The sequence below is a fragment of the Dietzia cinnamea NBRC 102147 genome (assembly GCF_001571065.1).
GTDB classification, from domain to species: Bacteria; Actinomycetota; Actinomycetes; order Mycobacteriales; family Mycobacteriaceae; genus Dietzia; species Dietzia cinnamea.
Map to the genome: position 1 here is coordinate 69,716 of NZ_BCSW01000004.1, position 14,776 is coordinate 84,491.

At 71.5% G+C, this 14,776-nt stretch carries 15 protein-coding genes; 7 read left to right on the forward strand and 8 right to left on the reverse strand.

Going from position 1 to position 14,776, the window contains the following annotated elements; genetic code table 11:
• Nucleotides 1-54: 54 nt before the first annotated feature.
• The gene (locus DCI01S_RS02880) at nt 55-1,620 is read left to right on the forward strand and encodes a succinic semialdehyde dehydrogenase (protein WP_061227850.1); all 1,566 of its coding nucleotides are present in this window, start codon (nt 55-57) and stop codon (nt 1,618-1,620) included.
• A gap of 340 nt (nt 1,621-1,960) precedes the next feature.
• On the opposite strand, the gene DCI01S_RS02885 is transcribed toward DCI01S_RS02880, so the two are convergent.
• Together DCI01S_RS02885 and DCI01S_RS02890 are read right to left on the reverse strand one after the other, a co-directional pair.
• Nucleotides 1,961-2,596 carry a copper resistance CopC family protein gene (locus DCI01S_RS02885; protein WP_244881630.1) on the reverse strand — a complete coding sequence of 212 codons (636 nt, stop codon included), beginning with the start codon at nt 2,594-2,596 and terminating at the stop codon, nt 1,961-1,963.
• Between the two features lie 104 nt (nt 2,597-2,700).
• Entirely contained in the window at nt 2,701-3,543 is an 843-nt protein-coding gene (locus tag DCI01S_RS02890) for a DUF6474 family protein (protein ID WP_061227851.1), read from the reverse strand.
• 111 nt (nt 3,544-3,654) lie between these two features.
• On the opposite strand from DCI01S_RS02890, the gene DCI01S_RS02895 reads away from it, so the two are divergent.
• From DCI01S_RS02895 to DCI01S_RS02905, 3 genes are all read left to right on the forward strand, one after another.
• Nucleotides 3,655-5,346: a TM0106 family RecB-like putative nuclease gene (locus DCI01S_RS02895; RefSeq protein ID WP_061227852.1), complete on the forward strand. Its 1,692-nt coding sequence runs from the start codon at nt 3,655-3,657 to the stop codon at nt 5,344-5,346.
• 145 nt (nt 5,347-5,491) lie between these two features.
• The gene (locus DCI01S_RS17105; RefSeq protein ID WP_061227853.1) at nt 5,492-6,043 is read left to right on the forward strand and encodes a hypothetical protein; all 552 of its coding nucleotides are present in this window, start codon (nt 5,492-5,494) and stop codon (nt 6,041-6,043) included.
• A 345-nt stretch (nt 6,044-6,388) separates the two neighbouring features.
• Nucleotides 6,389-7,120 (forward strand): hypothetical protein, encoded by a 732-nt coding sequence (locus DCI01S_RS02905; protein WP_061227854.1) that lies wholly within the window; start codon nt 6,389-6,391, stop codon nt 7,118-7,120.
• A gap of 132 nt (nt 7,121-7,252) precedes the next feature.
• On the opposite strand, the gene DCI01S_RS02910 is transcribed toward DCI01S_RS02905, so the two are convergent.
• From DCI01S_RS02910 to DCI01S_RS02920, 3 genes are all read right to left on the reverse strand, one after another.
• A complete protein-coding gene (locus DCI01S_RS02910) occupies nt 7,253-8,020 on the reverse strand; it encodes an SDR family NAD(P)-dependent oxidoreductase (protein ID WP_007629673.1) in 768 nt (255 codons plus the stop codon).
• Nucleotides 8,021-8,081: 61 nt separating this feature from the next.
• Nucleotides 8,082-10,163: a neutral/alkaline ceramidase gene (locus DCI01S_RS02915; protein ID WP_061227855.1), complete on the reverse strand. Its 2,082-nt coding sequence runs from the start codon at nt 10,161-10,163 to the stop codon at nt 8,082-8,084.
• Nucleotides 10,164-10,424: 261 nt separating this feature from the next.
• The gene (locus tag DCI01S_RS02920) at nt 10,425-11,027 is read right to left on the reverse strand and encodes a superoxide dismutase (RefSeq protein ID WP_007629669.1); all 603 of its coding nucleotides are present in this window, start codon (nt 11,025-11,027) and stop codon (nt 10,425-10,427) included.
• 160 nt (nt 11,028-11,187) lie between these two features.
• On the opposite strand from DCI01S_RS02920, the gene DCI01S_RS02925 reads away from it, so the two are divergent.
• The gene (locus DCI01S_RS02925) at nt 11,188-11,643 is read left to right on the forward strand and encodes an NUDIX hydrolase (RefSeq protein ID WP_232303002.1); all 456 of its coding nucleotides are present in this window, start codon (nt 11,188-11,190) and stop codon (nt 11,641-11,643) included.
• A 39-nt stretch (nt 11,644-11,682) separates the two neighbouring features.
• Here DCI01S_RS02925 and DCI01S_RS02930 read toward each other — a convergent pair whose 3' ends face one another.
• Complete coding sequence (locus DCI01S_RS02930) at nt 11,683-11,856, reverse strand: hypothetical protein (RefSeq protein ID WP_156482532.1); 174 nt, start codon at nt 11,854-11,856, stop codon at nt 11,683-11,685.
• A gap of 104 nt (nt 11,857-11,960) precedes the next feature.
• Between DCI01S_RS02930 and msrA the strand changes: the two genes are divergently transcribed.
• Nucleotides 11,961-12,638 (forward strand): peptide-methionine (S)-S-oxide reductase MsrA, encoded by a 678-nt coding sequence (gene msrA, locus DCI01S_RS02935; RefSeq protein WP_061227858.1) that lies wholly within the window; start codon nt 11,961-11,963, stop codon nt 12,636-12,638.
• A 376-nt stretch (nt 12,639-13,014) separates the two neighbouring features.
• Here msrA and DCI01S_RS02940 read toward each other — a convergent pair whose 3' ends face one another.
• Together DCI01S_RS02940 and DCI01S_RS02945 are read right to left on the reverse strand one after the other, a co-directional pair.
• Nucleotides 13,015-13,218 carry a cold-shock protein gene (locus DCI01S_RS02940; protein WP_017837502.1) on the reverse strand — a complete coding sequence of 68 codons (204 nt, stop codon included), beginning with the start codon at nt 13,216-13,218 and terminating at the stop codon, nt 13,015-13,017.
• A gap of 235 nt (nt 13,219-13,453) precedes the next feature.
• Entirely contained in the window at nt 13,454-13,825 is a 372-nt protein-coding gene (locus DCI01S_RS02945) for a DUF488 domain-containing protein (protein ID WP_061227859.1), read from the reverse strand.
• 105 nt (nt 13,826-13,930) lie between these two features.
• Here DCI01S_RS02945 and DCI01S_RS02950 point away from each other — a divergent pair, with 105 nt between their 5' ends.
• Entirely contained in the window at nt 13,931-14,773 is an 843-nt protein-coding gene (locus DCI01S_RS02950) for a DUF4328 domain-containing protein (protein ID WP_232303001.1), read from the forward strand.
• Nucleotides 14,774-14,776: the final 3 nt, after the last annotated feature.

Sequence of the window (14,776 nt, forward strand, 5' to 3'; positions counted from 1 at the left end):
ACAAATCATGCCGGGGTGTACAGCGGCGCGTACTCGCCGGTAACCTTGGCGGGCATGAGCCGACCTGCGCCCCGCGTGTACGACCGCCTCCGCGACCTCGTCGCGATCCCCGAATTCCGCGCCGACCCGTCGAGTCGCCCGTCGTCGACCATCAACGAGGTCTTCACCGGCGAGCCGCTCGCGGAGATCCCCGCCGGCACCGCCGACGACGTGGTCGCCGCGGTGGAGCGGGCCCGCGCCGCCCAGGTGGCGTGGGCCGACCGCGACGTAGCCGACCGCGTCGCCGTGATCACCCGGTTCGCCAAGGAGGTCATGCGCAACCGGGCCGAGCTCATGGACATCGTCCAGGCCGAGACCGGCAAGAGCCGTTCGTCGGCGCAGGAAGAGGTCCTCGACTGCCTCATCACCGCCCGCCACTACGCTCGCACCGCTCCCGGCCTGCTCGCGCCCAAGCGGGTCCAGGGCATGCTGCCCGGGTTGACCAAAGCCGTGGTCCGCCGCCAGCCCAAGGGCGTCGTGGGCGTGATCGCGCCGTGGAACTACCCGCTCAACCTCGCCGCCACCGACGCACTCGCCGCGCTGATCGCCGGCAACGCCGTCGTGATCAAGCCGGCGTCGATCACCCCGTTCTGCGCGCTCGCGGCGGCCGACATGTTCTACCGCGCCGGCCTGCCACGCGAGCTGTTCCAGGTGGTCCCCGGTGCGGGCGGGACCGTCGGCGGCGCGATCGTCGACAACGTGGACTACCTCATGTTCACCGGTTCCACCGCGACCGGCCGCACGCTCGGGCGCCAGTGCGGCGAGCGTCTGATCGGATTCTCCGCCGAACTCGGTGGCAAGAACGCCATGATCGTCACCGCGGGCGCCGACCTCGACCGCGTCGCCGAGGTCGCCACGCGCGCCTTCTTCTCCAACTCCGGCCAGCTGTGCATCTCGGTTGAGCGCCTCTACGTGGAGAAGTCCGTGGCGGCGCAGCTGACGGAGAAGCTCACCGCCCGCGTCAAGGCCATGAGCGTCGGCCCGGGGTACGACTTCGAGGCCGAGATGGGCAGCCTCATCTCGCAGGACCAGCTGGACACCGTGAGCGCGCACGTCGACGACGCCGTGTCCAAGGGGGCCCGCGTCCTGGCCGGCGGGCGGGCCCGGCCCGACCTGGGCCCCCTGTTCTACGAGCCCACCCTGCTGGCCGACGTGCCCGAGGACGCGACCTGCTTCGGCGACGAGACCTTCGGCCCGGTGGTGTCGATCTACCCGGTCGACTCCGTCGAGGAGGCGATCGCCGAGGCCAACAAGACCGAATACGGGCTCAACTCCTCGGTGTTCGCCGCCACGGACGCGGAGGGCGAGGCGATCGCGGCGCGCCTGCGGACGGGCACCGTCAACGTCGGCGAGGGGTACGTCGCGGGCTGGGGTTCGGTCGCCGGGCCGATGGGCGGCATGGGCGCCTCCGGGGTCGGCCGCCGGCACGGTGACGAGGGCCTGCTCAAGTACACCGAGGCCCAGACGATCGCCACGCAGCGAGTGATGCACATGGGCGGGCCGTCGTTCCTGCCGCGTAAGCGGTGGCAGCAGGTGCTCGCGCCCGCGACCAACGCGATGCGGTTCCTGCCGGGGCGGTAGCCCGACTACGGGCCGGAGCTGCGTAGGTCGCTCACCCGACCACAGCCGCTCGCCAACATGGCGTCTCGCCCGCCCCGAAGTGTGGGCGAGACGCCATGGCGAGGAGCGGCTGTGTGTCTCACGTACATCCGGAGGAGCGAGACGCCAGGGAGGCGTGCGGCTGGCCAGGATTTCGCGGGAGCGAGACGCCCGGCCCAGGAGCGGGACGCCATCTGCGGGAGCGAGACGCCAGGCTCGGGAGCGAGACGCCAAGGAGGCGTGCGGCTGCCCGGGGGCGGGCCGAGGTCCGGAGCGCGCGCCGGCCCGTTGCCCCGGGTCAGTCAGTCAGTCAGCCGGTCAGTCAGCTGCCGCTGCCGCGACCCCGGCGCAGCAGCACGAACGCCCCGCCGATGAGCAGGACGGCCAGGCCGCCGACCGCCCAGATCACGGGATTGACCCCGGAGCTCTCGCCGGAGGTCTCGTCGGCGACATCGGCCTCGGTCGCATCGGCGTCCGCGGACTCGCCACCGGCGTCGGCAGCCGTGGCCCCGCCGGCAGCGGAACCCTCAGCCCCGGCACCGCCCTCGCCGCCGGCTGCACCGCCCTCACCACCGGCCTCGCCAGCACCGGCGCCACCCTCGGCACCGGCCACGGTGAACACCGAGGACCCGCTCACGACGTGCCCGTCGGCCGAGGTGACGCGATAGCCGACGGTGTAGGCGCCGGGCGCGAGGTCGTCGACGCGGGCGGTGACGGTCTCGCCATCGACCATCGGCTCGCCGGTCACGCGGTTCGTCCGGTCATCCCCGGCGGTCACGGCGACGGAGGCGAAGTTCTGGTTGACCTCCTCGTTGAAGGTCAACACGATCTGCTCGGGCGCCGCGTCGAGCTGCGAGCCGTCCTCCGGGTCTACGGAGATCAGCACGGAGTGCGCGGCCGCGACGGGCGCGAGCAGCACGGCGGGGGCGGTGACGCCGCCGAGCAGCGCGGCCGCCACCGCGACGGAGGCCAGACGCCCACCAAGCGCCGGACGCCCACCAAGCGCCGGACGCCCACCCAGCGCCCGACCACCACGCTGCACCGGACGACAGCGGAGCTGGGTCACGCCTTGACCCCCAGGCGGGCCAGGACGTCCTTGTTCACGCGGTCGAGCTCGCCGGAGATCGAGGAGTGGATCTCGCGCCGCTGGGCGGTGGGCGTGGTCTCGGCGGTCTCGACGGCCGTACGCAGGTCGGTCAGGCGTTTGCGGGTGGAGGCGACGAAGTCCTTGACCTCCCGCTCGCCACCGCGGCTGGTCTCGAGCTGGTCGAGGGTGCGCTCGAGGCGGACGATCCGCGCACCCAGGGCGGCACCGGGGCCGGTGGCGTTGATGCCGGCGGCCTTGAGATCGACGCCGCCGGCCCCGGCGGTATTGTCGGAGCTCTGCACGTTGGACACGACCTTGTAGAGCAGTGGCAGCAGCACCGGGGTGGCGACCTGGGCTATGTTCAGCCAGCGCTGGACGTCGTCCTTGTTGAGCTTGGTGCCCTTGAGCTTGTCGAGCTCCATCTCGGCCAGCTGGTACTCGTGCTTGCGGCCGGCGGCGTCGATCTTCTCGGCGAGCTTCCGGTCCTTGGCCAGGATCTTGGCCTCGCGCTTGATGGTCTTGCGCTCCTCCTTGGCGTGGACCTTCTCGGCCTTCCGGTCCCGCTTGGCGGCCTTGCGGCCGAGCTTGTTCTGCTTCTCGGCGCGCTTCTCCTCCCGCTTTGCCCTGCGGTCGGCGTTCTTGCCCTCGAGCTTGGCGCGCTTCTTGGCCTCCGCCAGCTCCACGCGGTGAGCCTCCCTGGCCTGCTTGCGGGCCTCCTTGGCCGCGAGCTTGGCTTCGGTCATGGCGGTGGACTTGAGCGCCGCGGCATGGGCCCGGAGTCCGGCACGCTTGTCGCGGTAGGTCGTCAGCTTGCCCATGGGCGTCGATCCTTCTCTCGTCGCGAACATCAGGCCACCAGCCTAGGCGAATTGCCGGGCACTGAGGACCGGACCGTCGTGCACTGGGCGGCTGGGCCATGATGGACGGCGATGGAGGACGCCGAGCGCACCACGGGCCGGGTCCCCGACGCGGCGGTGGTGGGACCGGCGTCGGGGGCCAGATGTCTGCACCGAGTGGCCCGGGAGCGCGACGCCCGGCCGGGGTGGTGGCGGACCGCGCCGATCGACGAGGGCGTCAGGCTGCGCGCCATGGCTGCGGCGGATCGCCGCGCGGGACTGAGGGAGCGCGCGCTCGCGGGCGCTCGCCCCGACGCCGCGGTGGTGGACGTGGTGGGGGACCACTGGACGGATCTGCCGGGGGACGTACCGGGTGACGACGACGAGGAGGAGACCCTCCGGGCGTTGGCCGATGGGGCGACTCTGGTGTGGGGCGCCGCCCTCCCCGCCGATGAGGGCAGTGGTCGGGCGGGCCTGAGGTGCACGTTGGCGGCCGTGCCAGGGGGCGGGTACGCGCCGGTGTTGGTGGTCAACCACAAGGTGGTCGATCCGAGGCGGGGCAAGGGGTCGGCGACGGCGACGGTGACGCGGCTCCTCGACTGGGCGCCGGAGCCCGATCCTTCCCTGCGGGTACGGCGCCATCCGGCGGACCTCGACCGGCTCGTCCACGCCTGGCGTCTGCTCGAGACCGCGGGGCACGCGGCGTCGAGTCCGGTGGGTGCGGTGCTCGGGCTGGGCTCGGCGAGGGCGGTCGTGCACGACCTCGAGCCCGTGCTCGACCCGGCCGACCGCACCCACGCCACGCGACTGGCGGTGGTGCGCGGTGAGCTGGACACCGCCCCCAGCCGGATCGGCGAATGCCGCACCTGCCCGTGGTGGGAGGGGTGGGACGACCGGGACGGGCCCGTCGAGGGGTGTCGCGACCGGCTGGTCCTGTCCGATGACGTCAGCCTCGTCGTCGGCGGCGGACAGGTGGGGGCTCTGAGGGCACGGGGGATCCGCACCGTGGCGGAACTCGCGGAGGCCGGGCCGGACCGGCCGACCGACTGGAACGGCGAGCCGTACTCCGACGCGGTCCTGCGCGCGCGGGCGCACCGCGACGGCGAGGTCGTGGTGCCCAAGGTGGCGCGGCCGAAGATCTCCCGGGCGGACGTGGAGGTCGACGTCGACCTCGAGAGCCACCTCGACGACGGCGCCTACCTGTGGGGCACGCTGCTCACCCTGAGGGACGGGCGGCCGCTCGAGGACGAGGGCTATCGGCCGTTCGTGACGTGGTCGCGACTTCCGGGCGCCGACGAGGGGCGGGCGTTCGCGGAATTCTGGCGCTGGCTCACCGGGATACGGGACCGGGCGGCAGGGCAGGGGCGCTCGTTCCGCGCGTACTGCTACTCACGGGCCGCCGAGAACGGCTGGCTCCTCTCCTCGGCGAGCAGGTTCGGCCCGGAAGGCACCCTCGCCGTCGTCAAGGGGGTCCCCGGCGTCGCCGAGGTGCGGCGATTCATCTCCTCTCCGCTGTGGGTGGACGTTCACGAGGCCGTCGCCACCCAGTTCGTGTCCACGTCCGGCCTGGGCCTGAAGGTGGTCGCGCCGGTCGCCGGGTTCACCTGGCGCGATCCGGAAGCGGGCGGTGAGGCCTCGCTCGGGTGGTACCGGGACGCGCAGGCGGCCCGGGGTGTCGAGCGTGAGGCGGGAAGGCAACGGATCCTGGAGTACAACGAGGACGATGTCCGGGCCACTCGCGCTGTGCGCGAGTGGATCTCCCGCTCGAGCCGGGATGGCTACTAGCTCTGAACGTTCGTCCACTTCGGATTTTGGACCCCTCATGCGCGGGTATTTCGCGGTGGCCGCGCAGTGTGTTCTCGGCGGAATGATTAGAATTGTTAAATCTCGCCGAGTGCCGGCGCATCCCGCCCGAAAGGAATACTGACCCATGACGAGTCACATCCGCGCCGCTGCAGCCCTCGCCGTCTCTGCTCTCGCCCTGACCGGCGGAGTGGGTCTGGCACACGCTCAGTCCTCCGCCCTCGGCTCGGCCGAGGAGGGGACGGGGGAGGTCGGCCCCGGATCGATCGACACCTCGGGCTCCGCATTGCTCGGCGAGCCGACCTTCGGCAGCCTCGCCCCGGTCGTGTCGCAGGGCGTGGGCTCGGTCAACGCGGCAGCGGGTTCCGACGCCGTGAGTCCCGCGCCGGGTACCGGCTCCGTGGACACCGCCGGTTCCCTCCTCGGCGAGCCCACCTCAGGCTCCCTGGTGCCGGCCGTGGCGTCGGTCGGTGACGCACTGGGCTCCGATGGGGGTCCGGCAATCGTCATCGGCTCCGATGGCGGTACGGATTCGCTTGGTGGATCCGGTTCGCTCGGGCCGGTGCTGCTGGTCGGCGGCTCCGCCGCTGTCATCGGGGCGGGAATCTACTTCGCGCCGCAGATCGAGCAGGCTCTGACGGACGCGGGAATCGTGCTGCCGCCGCTGCCCCAGTTCTGATCCTCCGGGGCCTCCTCCGCCCCGTACTGTTTCCGCTCTCGAGGCCCGCTCCCGACGCCGGGGGTGGGCCTCGAGGCATCGGCGGTGGTGTAATCACGGGAAGAAGCGTGACCGGATCCGCCCGGACGAGGCCAGAATCGCAGGCCGAGAATAGTTCTCGGGCCAGATTATAACTAAGAATTAACTAAGTTTTCTCCGTTGACGTCCTGAGTGCACCGACCTGCGGGCAGGGCGGTCGAAGCGGTTTCTCCATAACACTGTTTTGACGCCGTCAAACCCCGCCCGGGGTGGTTCGGCCACGAGCCTCCGCGCCTGGGGACCTTTTCCACACGAGGAGACGAAGAAATGACGTTCACGACCCGCAAGGTGGCCGCCGTCGCTGCCGCCACCGCTCTGGCCATCTCGGGCGCCACCGGCGTCGCCAACGCGCAGAGCGAGGGCAGCCTGGACGCCGGCAGCCTGACCGGCGGCTCAGGCGAGCTGAGCTCCGGCAGCGAGGGCTCCGGCGACTCGGCCGGCAACGGTTCGGTCCCGGAGGACCTGGGCTCGCTTATCCTGGACGGCAATGCCACCGGCAACGGCTCCCTCGATACCGAGGGTTCCCTGATCGGCGAGCCGACCACCGGCTCGCTCTCGGGCTCCTTGTCCGAGGCGATCGCCTCCTCCGGCGTCAACTCGCTCAGCCCGGCACCCGGCACGGGCTCCATCACCACCACTGATTCGCTTCTGGGGGAGCCCACCACCGGTTCGCTGGCCCCAATCTACGCTCCTATCGCGGGCTCGCTCGGCATCGGCGAGGGAGCCACCACCGTTCTCGGTTCGATGGAGGGGTCCCTCGGTGCCGGCTCGCTCCCCGGCGGCACCGGCTCGCTCGTTCCCGCCACCCTGGGGCTGGGTTCCGTCGCCGCCATCGGTGCGGGCATCTACTTCGCGCCGGAGATCCACGCCGCGCTCACCGCCGCCGGCATCGCCCTCCCGCCGCTGCCGCCGCTGCCGTGGGCCCCGGCCCAGGGTGCCGCTCCGGCCCCGGCTCCGGCCCCGGCTCCGGGCCCCGCCATCGACAACGGTCGCGGCTGACACCGGCTCGAACAGCACCGAGGCCCGCCCCGATCAGGGGGGCGGGCCTCAGTCGTCTGCGACGCTGCAGCGCGGCGCAATCCAGCGCGGCGCTCGAGGGGGAGCGCCGCGCTGCCGTGCGCGGCGCGCTGACTAGCGTGGCGCCATGCGCAGGGCGCCGTCCATGCGGATCGACTCGCCGTTGAGGTAGTCGTGCTCGACGATCGCGTTGGCCAGCTGCGCGTAGTCCGACGGGCGGCCGAGGCGCGACGGGAACGGGATCGCGGCCTCGAGCGACTTCTGGAACTCCTCGGTCAGGCCCTTGAGCATCGGGGTCTCGATGGTGCCCGGGGCGATGGTGTTGACCCGGATGCCGAACTGCGCGAGGTCGCGGGCGGCGCAGATGCCCATCGAGTAGACGCCACCCTTGGAGGCGGCGTAGGCGATCTGCCCGACCTGGCCCTCGTACGCGGCGACGGATGCGGTGTTGATGATGACGCCGCGCTGGCCGTCCTCGTCGACGGTGTCCTGGGTGGACATGGCCTCGGCGGCCAGCCGCAGCACGTTGAAGGTGCCCACGAGGTTCACGGAGATGCAGGTCTCGAACAGGTCGAGCGCGTGGACGCCCTTCTTGGAGACGATGCGGGCGGCCGGCGCGATGCCGGCGCAGTTGACCACGACGCGCAGCGGCGCGGCCTCGGTGGCGCGGGCGATGGCGGCCTTGACGTCGTCCTCGCTGGTCACGTCGGCGGCGATGAGGGTGATGCCCTCGTCGATACCCTGCTCGACGGCCTTGTCGATGGACTGCTGGAGGTCGAGGCCGAACACGACGGCGCCCTTCTCGGCGAAGGAACGCGCGGTGGCGTTACCCAGGCCGGAGGCGGCACCGGTGACGATGACGGAAGCACCCTTGATGTCCACGGGTGTTGTCCTTTCACTTGGGACTGCAACGAATGTCGGTTCCAGTGTCCCAGACCACGCCTCAGCGGACCGCGAAGCCCCGGCTCTGCCCCCGAACCGGGAACAGGCGGCCGTCGAACCCGCGGCCCGACGCGGTGTACACGACCCGGTACTCCCCGGCCGGGGTGCGCGGCGGGATGTCCCACGTGATGACTGCGTTGGTCACGGTGAGCAGCCCCTCGAACACGATCATCGTGGACCAGTCGCCGTCGTCGTGGACCCGAACCCAGCGCCGGCCGTCGCGGCGTTCGATCGTCAGGTAGGTGCCGCCGCGGCGCAGATCCGAGTTGGGGTGGGTGCCGCAGAACCTCACCAGGACGCGCTGCCCGACCCGGTACTCCGGCAGTGGCTGGTCCAGGACGTCGCCGAAGTTCCGCAGGGGGGCCGGGGTGTCGACGAGCGGGTTACCGAGCGGGGAGACGGGGATCTGTCCGGTGAGGTCCCGCTCGGAGGTTCCGGGATCCAGCGGCGTCCCCGCCCGAATCGAGCGGGCCAGGTCGGCGGCGATCTGCTGGATCGCGGGCAGGGTCCACGGCCCGAAGATCGTCGCGCCGCCCTCGTAGTTCTGGGCCGAGTACTCCTCGGGCGTGGTCACGTAGTGGCCGTACGCGTTGGAGTATCCCTGGACGGTCACGTGGTCCTCCGCCACGCCCAGTTCGGCCGCGAGCGTGCGCCGCAGCCGCAGACCCGCCACCACGGTGGGCTCGAAGCCCAGGGTGAACAGGTAGTGCGTGCCGAGGCGGACCAGGTGGAACGGGTACACGCGCTGCACGGCGTTCGGCACGAGCCCCACCGGGAGGAGGACGTCCTTGGGCGCGTGGGCCTCGCGCAGCCACCCGGGGATCACCACGTCGGTGAGGGCTTTGACCGCGGGGTTGCCGCCGCGGTCGCCCTCGGCGAACGGCAGCTCGTCCCCGCCGCCGCCGTCCTCCTGGCTCCCCGAGGCGAACGATGCTCCCAGTGCCGCGACGGCGGTGCGGTGGGTGCGCCCGTCGCCGGTGAACTGAGGGCCCACCTCGACGGCGGACATGTCGACCCACACGTGTCGCACGTCGATCCCGCCGCCGAGGGGGCGTACGTCCCTGCCCACCTGGTCGCGGGCGGCCGCGAACTGTCGTTCGCCGTTGATGCGGGTGTTGAGCCACTCGTCCGGCGTCGGCCCGCGGCCGGGTTCGAGGTCCAGGTTGGGGCTGACGTCTCCGGGGTTGGTCTGCGCGAAGGCGGTGACCAGGTGCGGCGTCACGCCGGCGAGGTAGTCCTGGCCCGCGACCTCCCGCTCCCAGTGCCAGGCGGCGTACCCCTTGTTGTCCGACGAGGCGATGCGGTTGTGCGAGGTCATGGACGTGGCGTGTGTGGCGAACCAGTTGAGGACGCCCACCAGCCGGCCGCCGCGGGTGATCTGCAGCGACTGCGACCGCGGGTCGATCCCCTCGGGGAAGTGGGCGCGCTCCTCAGGGGTGTCGCGCTCGAACGAGCCGCGGGAACGCTGGACGCCGGCGTCGCGGAGGGTGCCGGTGGTCACGCCGACCTCCGAGGGTGCGAGGTCGTGATGCGCCATCCGGACGGCGTCGACGATGCCGGCGACGTTGGCCTCGAACGTGACCGGGCGGAAGCCGAGCATCGACAGGTCGACCATCGGGTGGCCGGAGGTGCCGCCCGGGGCGACGTGGGTGTGCGTGGCGGTGATGACCACGTTGCCCTCGTGGTAGGTGCCGCCGAACTCCGCCGCCAGGCGTCGGAGGACCTCCTGGTGGATGGACTGGAAGATCAGGCCGATCTCGGCGGTGACGTGGAGGAACCGGGGCGACGACGGCGAGTCGGCGAACACGAAGGCGCGGGCCCTCTGCCGCAGGTGCAGCCCGACGGAGAGCTGCTCGGTGTCCGCGTACCCGTTCATGCCCGCGCCCAGCGGCTCTCCGGTCATGTCCCCGATGCCGCGGCCGACGTACAGGGCCGTGGACTGCGCTGAGGCGACGGCGGGCAGGACCGACTGCAGGGCCGCGATCCCGCCGAGGGCGGCGGCTCCGCCCAGGACGGTGCGGCGACTCATGCCGGTCGGAGTGCCGGTCTGGGAGTGGTCGACCTGTCGCTCGCCGTTGGACACCGAAGGGACCTCACTTCTCGCGCGGGTGCGCCGCTGCGGCGGACGCCGGGGCGGTTGCGTGAGTCACAGTAGCGTCTCGGACGACCGTCCGGGTGCGCACCACGGGCCGGGTGCGCACCACCGGCCGGGTCGGTTCCACGTTCCGGGGCCCGGCCGGTTCCACGGTCGCGGACCCCGGCGGCGGACAGGACGCGGCCCGGGCGGGGTGATCCCCACCCGGGCCGCTGTCAGCTCAGGAGAGCCGTGACGGGTCCGATTCCGTCAGCCCTTGGCGGCGGCGTAGCGCTCGGCCACGTCCTTCCAGTTGACGACGTTCCAGAAGGCCTTGACGTAGTCGGCCTTGACGTTCTTGTACTGGAGGTAGAAGGCGTGCTCCCACATGTCCAGCATGAGCAGCGGGGTGATGTTCACCGAGATGTTGCCCTGCTGGTCGGTGAGCTGCTGGATGACCATGCGCTGACCGATGTGGTCCCAGCCGAGGACGGACCAGCCGGAGCCCTGCAGGGTGGTCGCGACGGCGTTGAAGTGCGCCTGGAACTTGTCGAACGAGCCGAACTCGGCGTCGATCGCGGCGGCGAGCTCACCCTCGGGGCGGTCGCCACCCTCCGGAGAGAGGTTCTTCCAGAAGATGGAGTGGTTCGTGTGGCCACCGAGGTGAAAGGCCAGGTTCTTGCTCAGCAGCGGGGCCTTGCCGGAGATGCTGCCGTCCTCGCGGGCCGCGGCGAGCTGCTCGAGGGCGTCGTTGGCGCCCTTCACGTAGGTGGCGTGGTGCTTGGAGTGGTGCAGCTCCATGATCTCGCCGGAGATGTGCGGCTCGAGAGCGCCGTAGTCGTAGTCGAGATCGGGAAGAACGTACTCGGCCATAGTGGAGTGTCCTTTCAGTTGGGTGACGGGCAGCGCGCGGGGTCGACCCGTGGCGCCTGTCACGGCGTCCGTCTCCACCATAGTGATCTGCGGGCGAGCGCGTCGTCCGGCGCCGCGGTGGGCTCGCGGGCGGCCGCGGTGTCCTGCCATGATCAGAACCGTGGATCACTCCGATACGGCGGCCGTGCGCACCATCTCGGTCTCGGCCGTCATCCTGAGTCGGCCCGACGGCGCCGTGGTGACGGTGCGCAAGGTCGGCACGGACCGCTTCATGCTGCCGGGAGGCAAGTGGGAGACGGGGGAGTCGCCGCTCGAGTGCGCGGTGCGGGAGATCGACGAGGAGCTGGGGGTGCCCCTCACGCCTGACGCGTTGGAGTCGCTCGGCCGGTTCGACACGGCCACCGCCAACGAGCCCGGGTTCCTGCTGGTCTCTGAGGTGTTCTCCGCCCGGATGGACGGCGATCCCGAGCCGCGGGCCGAGATCGCCGAGGCACGGTGGGTGACGGTGGGCGAACTGAGGGAGATCGCGGCCCTGCCCGAGGACGACTGCGCGCCGTGGGCGCCGCTGCTGGTGCGGGTCGCGCGCGAGCGCCTCGGAGGCCCGTCGGCGAGCTGACCTCGCCGCGTGCCGGGGCCCCGACCGCGCGCTGGCCGGTCAGAGGACGAGCAGGGCGATGAGCACGACCAGAAGGATGACGGCGAGCGCGACGGGCACCGCGATATTGCGGCGGCGGACGTGATCGCTACAGCCGGTCCCGTCGAACGGCTGCGGCTGATCGGCGTCGAAGATGGCGCGAAGTCGTTGGACTGCAGGCTGTGTGGCGGTCACGTCCAGATCCCCCTCGGTCGTACTGGCGACCACTGTAACGCGGACTATGGGATCGGTCACATCACGGCCGGATCTCGATCCCGCGACGCGGTTACCCTGGCTACATGGGCTGGCTACAGGACGCGATCAGACAATCCGCGATGCGACGGGCGACCGAGGTCGTCGACGCCGACTCGGCGCTGCTGGGCCGGGCGGAACCGGTGGTCGTGGCGCCGAAGAACATCGTCACGGGCAATCCGATGGTGCCGCCGTTCCCGGAGGGGCACGAGTCGATCGTGCTGGGTATGGGCTGCTTCTGGGGTGCGGAGAAGGTGCTCTGGCAGCTCGACGGCGTCTGGACCACGGCGGCCGTCTACGCCGGTGGGTGGACGCCCAACCCGACCTACGAGGAGACGTGTACGGGATTGACCGGCCACACCGAGGCGGTTCTCGTGGTCTTCGATCCCGAGGTGCTGCCCGTGGAGAAGCTGCTCGCGGAGTTCTTCGAATGGCATGACCCCACTCAGGGGATGCGTCAGGGCAACGACATGGGCACCCAGTACCGCTCGGCGATCTACACGACCACGCCGGAGCAGCTGGAGGCGGCGCGCCGCATCGCCGAGGGCTACCAGAAGGAGCTCGACGCCGCGGGCTACGGGCCGCTGACCACGGAGATCGGAATGCTCGACGAGGTCCGCTCCGGAAAGTACACCTACGCTGAGGACTACCACCAGCAGTACCTGGTCAAGAATCCCGGTGGCTACGACTGCCACGTGCGCAGCGGGGTCGCCTGCCCCATCTGATCGCGGCCGTCGCGGCTCCGGCCTCCGCGGACGCCGCGACCCACGACCTCCGCAGGCGTCGCGGCCTTCGCAGCCGTAGCCCCGAACGCAGCCGCCCCTCGCGATGGCGTCTCGCCCGCTCTTCGGTGCGCGCGAGACGCCATCGCCGGGAGCGGCTGTGCGGGGCCGCGGGAGCGAGACGCCAGGCAGAAGAGCGAGACGCCATCGCCGGGAGCGGCTGTGCGCGGGCCGCGGGAGCGAGACGCCAGGCAGGGGAGCGAGACGCCATCGCCGGGAGCGGCTGTGCGCGGACCCGGACATGCGAAAGGGCCCCCAGGATCTCTCCCGCGGGGCCCTCTCGTGCAGTCTGGGAACGTCAGATCACTCTGACGTCAGATCACATCGGGGTGATGTTCTCCGCCTGCAGGCCCTTGGCGCCCTGCGCGACGTCGAAGGAGACCTGCTGGTTCTCCTCGAGCGAGCGGTAGCCCGAGCCGTTGATGGCGGAGAAGTGGGCGAAGACGTCGGCCGAGCCGTCGTCGGGGGCGATGAAGCCGAAGCCCTTGTCAGCGTTGAACCACTTCACGGTACCGGTAGCCATAATGATGCCTTTCGAGAGTCGGTGCTCCGCTTGTCGGAGTACCGGGTGCTGCAGCAGAGAGCGTGCTGTGTGTTTCCCTGCGGTGCCGCACTGCCCTCTCGCAAGGGCGGTGGATCTACAGAAATACAACGAACGATTTCAACTACTGAGACAGACCATACACACGGCTGCGCGGTCCGTCACCCCCTCTGTGATGACGGATACATGAACGGCGCGTGGCGCAGGTCCGGTCCGGTCAGCAGGAGGCGGCGAGGACGAGGTCCGCGAGGACCGTTGCGTGATTGTGCTCGGTGTCCCGTGACGCATACGTGAGCACCAGCTTCCCGTCGGCCGCCCGGGCCGCGAGGCGCTCCACAGCCCCGGCCGCGGAAGGGCGGGCCAACTCGGCGCGGTACCGCTCGGCGAAGTCGGCGAAGTCCAGATCGCCGCCGTGGAACTCGCGCCGCAGCTCGGTCGACGGCGCCACGTCGGTACACCACTCGTCGTGGCGGAACGCGTCCTTGCGCACGCCCCGCGGCCACAGCCGGTCCACGAGCACCACGTACGCGTCCCCGGGATCGGCGCGGCCTGAGACGAGATCGTGGACGCGCACACAGCTCACGGACATGACCCCAGCATGTGCCACACCGCGCGCCCGCGCCATCCGCGGACGCGAGACCGGGCCACCTGCACCGCGCGCCCGCGCCACCCGGGCTGTGCCAGCATGGTCGCCATGACCACACCGCGGCGGCAGGGGCAGTGGCGCTGGGTCGCGCACCCGCCGTGGCGGTCGCCAGTACCGACCCCGCGACCGCCCCTGCCGCGCTACCGCACCGGACCCGCGTGGGGCCCGCGGACACCCGCCTATCCGGCCACCCCGAGGTGGGGCCTGCCCCCGGTCGCGATCCCGCACCGACTCGAGCCGCCCGCCGCGCCCCGGCCGGCCCGCCTCGCCTCGGCCGCCCCCGGCATCATGCGCGCCGCCGGCGCCTGGTTCGCCGCGACCGCCGTCGCCCACGGCCTGCGCTACGCCGCACTCGCCTGGTACGCCGACCGGCTCGCGCCGTGGTGGATCGAGGCCGTCACCACCGCGCTCGTCTGGGTGACCGGGATCGTCGCCATCGCCGTGGGCGTCGCCGCTGCCATCACCGCGACCGCCTGGCTCGTGGAGACCCGACGACGGGCCTACGCGCCGGTCCCGGATCCGCGGTCACGGGCGGGCCTGTGGGCTGGGGCTCTCCTCGTCGTCGTCAACTTCTTCCGCCTACCCGTCTACCTGGAGGAACTGCGCCGGGCGTCGGACCGAGCCCCCTCCCGATCCGACCTGAGGCGCTGGTGGGCGGCGTGGGGCGTCAACGCCCTGGCCGTCGCCCTGGCGCTGTGGCGCGGCAGCGGCGAGGGCTCCCAGGCCGCCGCCGACACCGTCCTGCTCACCGCCCTGGCCGCCCTCGCCGCCGTGTGGACCGCCCGCGAGACCCGGTCCGTCATGCGGAGTTTCACCGACCCTTCCCCGCGGTTCACCCGCAGGTTCCTCCCGGCGGGGATCGTGGAGGCGTCCGCGACCCGGAAGGAGTGAGAC

Excerpts from the sequence above, each read along its gene's own strand:
- DCI01S_RS02895 (WP_061227852.1), top strand. The coding sequence starts at position 3,655 with ATGGAGGACGCCGAGCGCACCACGGGCCGGGTCCCCGACGCGGCGGTG.
- DCI01S_RS02945 (WP_061227859.1), bottom strand. The coding sequence starts at position 13,825 with ATGTCCGTGAGCTGTGTGCGCGTCCACGATCTCGTCTCAGGCCGCGCC.
- DCI01S_RS02880 (WP_061227850.1), top strand. The coding sequence starts at position 55 with ATGAGCCGACCTGCGCCCCGCGTGTACGACCGCCTCCGCGACCTCGTC.
- DCI01S_RS02905 (WP_061227854.1), top strand. The coding sequence starts at position 6,389 with ATGACGTTCACGACCCGCAAGGTGGCCGCCGTCGCTGCCGCCACCGCT.
- msrA (WP_061227858.1), top strand. The coding sequence starts at position 11,961 with ATGGGCTGGCTACAGGACGCGATCAGACAATCCGCGATGCGACGGGCG.
- DCI01S_RS02890 (WP_061227851.1), bottom strand. The coding sequence starts at position 3,543 with ATGGGCAAGCTGACGACCTACCGCGACAAGCGTGCCGGACTCCGGGCC.
- DCI01S_RS02950 (WP_232303001.1), top strand. The coding sequence starts at position 13,931 with ATGACCACACCGCGGCGGCAGGGGCAGTGGCGCTGGGTCGCGCACCCG.
- DCI01S_RS02920 (WP_007629669.1), bottom strand. The coding sequence starts at position 11,027 with ATGGCCGAGTACGTTCTTCCCGATCTCGACTACGACTACGGCGCTCTC.
- DCI01S_RS02940 (WP_017837502.1), bottom strand. The coding sequence starts at position 13,218 with ATGGCTACCGGTACCGTGAAGTGGTTCAACGCTGACAAGGGCTTCGGC.
- DCI01S_RS17105 (WP_061227853.1), top strand. The coding sequence starts at position 5,492 with ATGACGAGTCACATCCGCGCCGCTGCAGCCCTCGCCGTCTCTGCTCTC.